This window comes from Streptosporangium sp. NPDC003464 (genome assembly GCF_053588315.1).
Genome location: NZ_JBSFPS010000025.1, coordinates 48005 through 55278, shown reverse-complemented (window position 1 = coordinate 55278; position 7274 = coordinate 48005). Strand labels below are relative to the sequence as shown.

The 7274-nt window shown below is 71.4% G+C and carries 11 protein-coding genes and 1 pseudogene; 6 read left to right on the top strand and 6 right to left on the bottom strand.

Translation table 11 applies throughout. The features are described 5' to 3' along the window. The first annotated feature begins 23 nt into the window (after window positions 1-23). Window positions 24-803 (top strand): ATP-binding cassette domain-containing protein, encoded by a 780-nt coding sequence (locus tag ACWDS7_RS08650; RefSeq protein ID WP_306875890.1) that lies wholly within the window; start codon window positions 24-26, stop codon window positions 801-803. A 157-nt stretch (window positions 804-960) separates the two neighbouring features. On the opposite strand, the gene ACWDS7_RS08645 is transcribed toward ACWDS7_RS08650, so the two are convergent. Next, entirely contained in the window at window positions 961-1116 is a 156-nt protein-coding gene (locus ACWDS7_RS08645; protein WP_451928732.1) for a hypothetical protein, read from the bottom strand. A 40-nt stretch (window positions 1117-1156) separates the two neighbouring features. On the opposite strand from ACWDS7_RS08645, the pseudogene ACWDS7_RS08640 reads away from it, so the two are divergent. Together ACWDS7_RS08640 and ACWDS7_RS08635 are read left to right on the top strand one after the other, a co-directional pair. Then, window positions 1157-1336, top strand: a pseudogene (locus tag ACWDS7_RS08640) (DUF6355 family natural product biosynthesis protein); the annotation flags it as partial. 50 nt (window positions 1337-1386) lie between these two features. Next, window positions 1387-2157: a hypothetical protein gene (locus ACWDS7_RS08635; RefSeq protein ID WP_451928729.1), complete on the top strand. Its 771-nt coding sequence runs from the start codon at window positions 1387-1389 to the stop codon at window positions 2155-2157. A 151-nt stretch (window positions 2158-2308) separates the two neighbouring features. Here ACWDS7_RS08635 and ACWDS7_RS08630 read toward each other — a convergent pair whose 3' ends face one another. The 3 genes from ACWDS7_RS08630 to ACWDS7_RS08620 are packed head-to-tail and all read right to left on the bottom strand — an operon-like array spanning window position 2309 to window position 3526. Continuing rightward, on the bottom strand, window positions 2309-2479 hold the full coding sequence (locus ACWDS7_RS08630; protein ID WP_451928728.1) for a hypothetical protein: 171 nt from the start codon (window positions 2477-2479) through the stop codon (window positions 2309-2311). Then, complete coding sequence (locus tag ACWDS7_RS08625) at window positions 2472-3113, bottom strand: OmpA family protein (RefSeq protein WP_451928727.1); 642 nt, start codon at window positions 3111-3113, stop codon at window positions 2472-2474. Before ACWDS7_RS08625 ends, ACWDS7_RS08630 begins: the two co-directional genes overlap by 8 nt. After that, window positions 3113-3526, bottom strand: a complete 414-nt coding sequence (locus ACWDS7_RS08620; protein WP_451928726.1) for a RidA family protein — start codon at window positions 3524-3526, stop codon at window positions 3113-3115. Before ACWDS7_RS08620 ends, ACWDS7_RS08625 begins: the two co-directional genes overlap by 1 nt. A 51-nt stretch (window positions 3527-3577) precedes the next feature. Here ACWDS7_RS08620 and ACWDS7_RS08615 point away from each other — a divergent pair, with 51 nt between their 5' ends. Further along, window positions 3578-4027, top strand: a complete 450-nt coding sequence (locus ACWDS7_RS08615; protein ID WP_306874474.1) for a MarR family winged helix-turn-helix transcriptional regulator — start codon at window positions 3578-3580, stop codon at window positions 4025-4027. On the opposite strand, the gene ACWDS7_RS08610 is transcribed toward ACWDS7_RS08615, so the two are convergent. Together ACWDS7_RS08610 and wrbA are read right to left on the bottom strand one after the other, a co-directional pair. Continuing rightward, on the bottom strand, window positions 4024-5451 hold the full coding sequence (locus tag ACWDS7_RS08610; RefSeq protein ID WP_451928725.1) for an MFS transporter: 1428 nt from the start codon (window positions 5449-5451) through the stop codon (window positions 4024-4026). The two genes, ACWDS7_RS08615 and ACWDS7_RS08610, sit on opposite strands and share 4 nt — an antisense overlap. Window positions 5452-5476: 25 nt before the next feature. After that, on the bottom strand, window positions 5477-6148 hold the full coding sequence (gene wrbA, locus ACWDS7_RS08605) for an NAD(P)H:quinone oxidoreductase (RefSeq protein ID WP_451928724.1): 672 nt from the start codon (window positions 6146-6148) through the stop codon (window positions 5477-5479). Between the two features lie 79 nt (window positions 6149-6227). On the opposite strand from wrbA, the gene ACWDS7_RS08600 reads away from it, so the two are divergent. Together ACWDS7_RS08600 and ACWDS7_RS08595 are read left to right on the top strand one after the other, a co-directional pair. Continuing rightward, window positions 6228-6707 (top strand): MarR family winged helix-turn-helix transcriptional regulator, encoded by a 480-nt coding sequence (locus tag ACWDS7_RS08600; RefSeq protein WP_451928723.1) that lies wholly within the window; start codon window positions 6228-6230, stop codon window positions 6705-6707. A 187-nt stretch (window positions 6708-6894) separates the two neighbouring features. Further along, the gene (locus ACWDS7_RS08595) at window positions 6895-7263 is read left to right on the top strand and encodes a nuclear transport factor 2 family protein (RefSeq protein WP_451928722.1); all 369 of its coding nucleotides are present in this window, start codon (window positions 6895-6897) and stop codon (window positions 7261-7263) included. The last annotated feature ends 11 nt before the right edge of the window (window positions 7264-7274 follow it).

Sequence of the window (7274 nt, the reverse complement as noted above, 5' to 3'; positions counted from 1 at the left end):
GCACCGGGCAGCCGCCCCCCTGCCTGCTGGAGGTCCGCTCCGCGGGCAAGACGTTCGGCGGCGTGATCGCGCTGCGGGAGGTCTCCATGCGGGTGCGCGCGGGGGAGGTGACCTGCGTCCTGGGCGACAACGGCGCGGGCAAATCCACACTGATCAAGATCCTGGCGGGCGTCCACGCCCCCGACTCCGGGCAGTATCTGGTGGACGGGGCGCCGGCCGCCTTCACCAGCCCCCGTGACGCCCTGGACCGGGGCATCGCCACGGTCTACCAGGACCTGGCGATGATCCCGCTGATGTCGGTCTGGCGGAACTTCTTCCTCGGTGCCGAGCCGCGGCTCGGCCGGGGCCCGTTCCGCCGCTTCGACGTGGCCGGGGCCAGGCGCACCGTCCGCGAGGAGCTGCGCTCCATGGGCATCGACATCCGCGACGTCGACCAGCCGATGGGCACCCTGTCCGGCGGCGAGCGCCAGTCCGTGGCCATCGCCCGCGCCGTCCACTTCGGCGCCCGGGCGCTCATCCTGGACGAGCCGACCTCCGCCCTGGGGGTCAAGCAGGCCGGGGTGGTGCTCCGCTACATCGCCCAGGCCCGCGACCGGGGCCTGGGGGTCGTCTTCATCACCCACAACCCCCATCACGCCTACCCGATCGGCGACCGGTTCCTGCTGCTGAACCGGGGGACCAGCCTCGGTGAGTACGGCAAGGCGGACATCACCCGAGAGGAGCTGACCGCCCTGATGGCGGGCGGGGCAGAGCTGGAGCAGCTCGCCCACGAGCTGGGCCGGCCTGCTCGGCCCCGGAGGTGACCATCTCGATTTTTCGCGTTCAGCAGCCATCTCATAATTCCCCGCAAAGCTAATTGTATCGGCCCAATTCGCGGAATTATTATGGTCGGAATTCTCCGCGCATCCGGAAAGTCTCGCGTACATTCGAATCCATGGCGCTCCTGACTTCCACCACTGATCAGTCACGACTGCGGGCCGTCTCCGCGGTGGCCTCGGCCGTGCTCGTCGCGGGCCTGATGGCGACGTCCGCGAGCCCGGCCCACGCCGCGCCGGCGAACGGCCCGGCGGCCCGACAGGAGAGCGCGGACGCTCCCCGGTGCGGTTTCTTCGTCAATCAGGTAAGAGAGACGCGATTCGCCGTATACGGCCATTGCGGGCCGACGACCATTCTCGTGCATGTCGATGTCAGTGGGGGCGGTAGTACGAACGACTACCACCTGTGCGTCGGCCCCGGAAACACACTCCTGGGCTTTTACGGCAACATACTGAACGCGTACTACATCGGTGGAGCAGGGTGCCGCCGGGGCGACCGGACAGGGCACACCCCTCACTGAGGCTCTCTCCACGATCACTCCAGGGCGGCATCGATCCATAGACTGATCGCATGTCAGCCACTGATCTCCAGCGCATCGCGGCCTTCCGCGCGTCCTTCGCCCGGCGTCAGGCCGCCGCGGTGATCGAGATTCCCGGCGGCGTGGCGGTCCTGGACCAGGAGTACGCGGCATCCCGCGAGCACAACCAGCTCGTCATCGAGGGGCCGACGGCCCCCTCCGACCTCCCGGCTCTGGCCGATAAGGCACTCGGCCACCTGCGCCACCGTCGGATCACGGTCCTCGACGACGCCGTCGGCGCCTTCTGCGCGCCCGCCCTCACCGCAGCCGGCTATGCCCACGCGATCGAGCTCGTCATGACCCACTCCGGCACCGCTCCCGTCCCTGGTGCGCTCGCACAGACCGTCGCCCCCGCCGACCTGCGGCCCGCGATGATCCGCCAGCTCCGCATCTGGATGCCCCAGGCCGATGACGCTGTTGTCCACCAGCTCGCCGACCGCCGAACAGCCCGGCTCCGCGGTGCCGAGCAGGTCCGCTTTCTCGCCGTCCGCGACGAGAACGGCACTGTCGGCGCCTGGGCCGACCTCTACCTCGACGCGGCCCAGGGGATCGCCCAGATCGAGGACGTCGTCACCGCCGACACCCACGTCCGGCGCGGTTACGCGGACATCATCCTCGGCACCGCCCTGCGACACGCTTCGGTCCACGGCCTGGTCTTCCTGCTCGCCGACCCCGACGACTGGCCGCACACCTGGTACGCCCGCCGGGGCTTCAGCCCGATCGGCCGCTCGCATGTCTTCACCCGCGCCGAAGCCGGGAGCTGAGCGGACCTCAGCCTCGTGACGGTCCGGTGTCGTTGCCGAGAGACGCAGAGCCTCCGGTGGGGACGGGCGTCAAACCGATGGTGAGCGGCAGGCCGGCGGTCACTCGTCGCCGGGGCACCGCGGGCGCCCCGGCGACGGTGGACACGGTGGGTCAGACCTGCTGGTCCAGGATGCTCGTGACGGAGCCCCAGTCCGCCTGGATGTCGCCCGTCGTGCGCCAGAGGTTGCCCGTCGACATCCCCCAGGTCCAGACGCTCTCCTCCCCCCAGTTGCACAGGCTGTGCACGATCGGGCGCCCGGTGGCCGCCAGCGCGTCACGCATGGCGGTGACGTCGCAGCCCGGTGATCTTCATGGCGACCGGCCGACCCTCGGGCTCGCCCGCCTCCGGCGCGAGCGTCTGCGCGAGGTCCTCGGCCGGGTCCGCCTGCTCGGACTTGGGCCGGGGCTTGGTGAAGGTGACGCTCACCCGGCGGTTGCGGCGCTTGCCCTCGTCGGTGTCGTTGCCGTACAGGGGGCGGCGGGAGCCGTACCCGCGAGCCTGGAATCGCACGCCCCCACGTGTCAGCAGCGCCGCCAGGGCGCTCTGTACCGCCTGGGCGCGGCGCTGCGACAGCGGGTCGTTGACGGCGTCGGTGCCGGAGGAGTCGCCCTCGGGCGCCGCGTCGCTGATGGGCACGTCCGGCATGGGCGGACCCACCGGGGTGAGGACCGTGGCGGTGGAGGGGCTGCCGGACGGGGCGGGCAGCACCGCGTACACGGTGATCGACCGGTTGGGCTCGATGAAATAGCCGAGATCGTCGCGCTCCTGGTCGCTGCACAGGCAGGGGGAGCCCTCCGGCTGGTACGGCAGGGGCCACACGCGGGCCGCCGTGTCGAGGACGCCGATGCCGGAGGCCCACAGGAGCCGGCCGGGCGTGGCGCGGATCCCGCCACGCTCGGAAGGCCGGGCATCCATCAGCCGGGAATCACCGCCGTGGCCTCGACCTCGACCAGTTGGTCCTTGTAGCCGAGGGCGGCGACGCCGAGCAGCGTGCTGGGCACGTCGTGCCCGCCCATGTACTCGCGGTAGACCGCCCAGGCGGCGACCAGGTCGGCCTGGCGGGAGGAGGCCACGTACACGGTGGTCTTGGCGACGTCGGTCAGTGACGCGCCGGCGTCCTCCAGGGCGGTCACGAGGTTGCGCATCACCTGGTGGGTCTGGCCGGCGTAGTCGCCGACGGCGACGGTGTTGCCGTCGAGGTCGAGGGGGCACGCACCGGCCACCCAGATGGAGCGCACGGGCGCGTCCGCGACGGCGGCGTAGGCGTAGTCGACCGCCTGTGTGAGGCGGCTTCCGCGGATCAGGCGGACGCCAGAATTAGTAGGCATTCGCATATGATCTACATTGGCTTATAATCTGTCAACGCGTACCATTACTCCATGACAGACCGTCGCGACCTCGCCGCGATGCTCCACCCCCTGGTGCAGTCGCTCATCGCCGCCGAGCAGCCCGTGCTGGCCGCGCACGGGATCTCCATGTGGGCGTACGCGGTGCTCGCCGCCCTCGAGGACAACGCCGTGCGCACCCAGGCCGCTCTGGCGGAGGCGATCGGCGCCGACAAGACCCGTATCATCAGCACCCTCGACAGGCTGCAGGAGGCGGGGCTCATCACCCGCGATCCCGACCCCCGGGACCGGCGGGCACGCGTCCTCGCGATCACCGCTCGGGGCGGTGAGGTCTGCCGATCGGTACGGGCCGGCATCCAGGCCAACGAGGACCGCCTGCTCGCCCGGCTGCCCGAGGGTGAGCGCGAGAGCTTCCTGCGCGCCGTACGGACGCTGTCGCGGCTCACCCGCGAGGAGATCGTCAGCGGGACCGATCCGCGTTAGCCGCGCCGGTGCCGCGGCAGCAGCAGGCTGACCGCCGCGATGGCCAGGCCGAGCCCGGCCGCCATGAGGAAGACCAGGCCGTAGCCGGCGGCGAGGGCGTCGGCCGGGGAACTCCCGCCGGCCTCCGACGCGGCTCTGGCGCCGGCGGCCGTCGCGAGCACCGCCAGGCCGATCGACCCGCCCACCTGGCCGGCGGTGTTGGCCAGGCCGCCGATGATCCCCGCGTCGCCCTCGGGAACGTCGGCGGTCGCCGCGGCCATGAGGGTGGGGAAGGTCAGCCCGATGCCGACCGCGACGAGCAGCGTAGGACCGAGCACGCTGGTGACGTAGCCGCTGTCGGCGTGGGCCAGGGAGAGCCAGCCGAAACCGGCCAGGAAACAGGCGCTGCCGGCCAGCACCAGGGGCCGCACGCCGGTCCGCGGCAGCAGGGCGGCGGCCCATCGCGCGACCACCATGAACATCACTGCCGCGGGTGTCTGCCCGAGCCCGGCCTGGAGCGCGCTGAAGCCGAGCACGTTCTGCAGGAAGAGCGAGGTGAAGTACCACATCGCGATGGTGATCGCGCCGAACAGCAGCAGCATGCCGTTGCCGACGGCCACCCCTCGGATCCGGAACAGCCGCAGGGGCATCATCGGCTGGGCGGCGAAACGCGCCTCCACCACGGTGAAGACGGCGAGCAGGAGCAGGCCCGCCACCACCGGCCCGACGACCAGCCCGGACGACCAGCCGTGATCGGCGCTCTGCATGACCCCGTAGATCAGCGCGGCCAGTCCCGCCGTCCCCGTGACCGCGCCGGTGAGGTCGAGCGATCCCCGCCGGCCGGTCCGCGCGCCGGCCAGCGACATCACGGCCACCACGATCAGCACCGCGCCGATCGGCACGTTGATGAGGAAGACCCACCGCCACGACAGGCCGGTTGTGAGGGCACCGCCCGCGACCGCGCCGGCCATCCCGCCCACACCGCCCGAGGCGGACCACGCGCCGAACGCCTTGGCGCGCGCGCCCGGCTCGGTGAAGAAGGTGTTGATCACGGCCAGCGTCGCCGGGGCCATCATGGCCGCTCCGACGCCCTGCGCGACGCGGGCCGCCACCAGGACCTCCGGAGTGGTCGCCAGGCCGCCGACCAGACTCGAGGCGGAGAACAACAGCAGCCCGGCGGCCAGCATCCGGCGCGGGCCGGCCAGGTCGGTGGCGCGGCCGCCCAGCAGCATGAAGCCGGCGAAGGCGAGCAGGTAGCCGTTCACCACCCAGGCCAGGCCGGTCGGTGTGAAGCCGAGGTCCTCGCGGACCGAGGGCAGGGCGACGTTGACGATGGACGCGTCCAGGATCACCATGAACTGGCAGGCACACGCCAGCGACAGGACCAGCCAGGCGGGGCCGGCGTGCGGCCTGGCCCGCTGGGGTGCGGTGCTGGTGCTTGTCATGACTTCCTCCTCGTCGATCCGCCGCTCACGCGGTGCGGGAGGTTGTCCCGGCCATGGCTTCGCGGGGGTTCCCGTCGTCCGCGGCGGCGCGGCCGTCCCCCAGCAGCCGGATCGTGATCCGGGCCAGCCGCCGTCCCTGGTACCTGGCCGCCTCCAGTGCCGCGGCGTCCGGGCCGTCCCCGGTCGGGCCGGTCACGAACGACGTGCCGTAGGGGTTGCCGCCGGCGGCGTACACGGCCGGATCGGTGAATCCGGGCGGGACGATCAGTGCCCCCCAGTGGTAGAAGACATTGCCCAGCGACAAGATCGTGGCCTCGCTGCCGCCGTGCCGGTTGAACGCCGAGGTGAATGCCGTCACCGGCTTGTCGGCCAGTCCCCCTTCCTGCCACAGCCCGCCGGCCTGGTCGATGAACTGCTTGAGCTGCGCGGCCGGCGCGCCGAACCGCGTCGGCGTCCCGAACGCGAACGCGTCGGCCCACGCCAGGTCCTCGACCGAGGCCTGAGTGATCGACGTGGTGGCGTCGGCGTGCCGCCGCCACTGCGGGTTCTGGGCGATCGCGCTGTCGGACGCCAGTTCGGCGACCCGCCGCAGCCGCACCTCGGCCCCGGCCGAGGCGGCGCCCTCGGCGACGGCCTGCGCGAGTGCGTGCACATTGCCTGTCGAGCTGTAGTAGATGACGGCGACCTTCGCGGTCATATCGGCTCCCTCGATGTCATGTAAGATTAGTTACGCGGATAAATATTACGCACATAACTAATCTGGTCAAGGAGAGCCCATGGACTTCGAGCAAGCCGACGCCCTCAACCAGGCCATCCGCCTGCTGAGCCTGCGCCATCGGGCCAGGGCCGCCGCGCTGCTGGCCCCGCTCGGCCTGCACCCCGGGCAGGAGGCGCTCCTGCTCGAACTCGCCCGGACCGGCCCGATGATCCAGGCCCAGCTCAGCGAGGCGCTCGGCTGCGAGCCGCCCAGCGTCACGCTCATGACGCGCAAGCTCGAAGCCGCCGGCCACATCCGTCGCAGACCCGCCCCCTCCGACAAGCGCGCCAGCGTCGTCGAACTCACCGACAGCGGCAGGGCGCTCGCCGACCAGGTCAAGCAGCTGTGGTGCGCCCTGGCGGAGGAGACCGTGACCGGTCTGCCCGCCGAAACGGTGGCGGAACTACCCGGCGTCCTCAAGACCTTGACCGGCAACGTGGACACCAGGCGCCCCGCCCCCCGTGCGGCTGCCGGCGCGGTCCAGGCGGGTGAGTCCTGAGCTGTTCGGGGTGCGGGAACGGCGGAGGGCGTTGACGGCATGTCTGTGCCGGCAGGCATCGGCCGGCGTCGCGTGGAGCCGCCCGGGCGCCGGACCTCCTACGATGGATCTACTTTGTAAAGGGGAGGGGGCGCTCCGGTATACCCATACCGTGTGAAGACAACCACTCTGCAAGGGAGATGTGAAAGTGGCACGCGAAGCCGCCTGGGCGGTCATCACCGCGATGTACGACGCCTACGGGCGTGGTGACCGGGCCGGGATCGACCGGCTGCTGCACCCGGAGGCGACGATCTGGGACTCGGCGGACCCCACGCTGATCACCAGCCTGGCGCAGCTGGACAAGGTCCGGGACGCCCGGCCCGCCGACGGCCCGCAGGAGACCGGGGTACGCGCCCACGACGAGGTCGTCGACGTCTGGGGGGAGACGGCGCTGGCCCGCTACCTGCTCCGCGTGGACTTCGCCGAGGGCGAGCCGGAGATCGTGCGGACCACCGCGGTGCTGCGGCTCGTCGAGGGGGAGTGGCTCATCGTGCACATCCATGAGAACACGGTCTGACCTGCGGATAT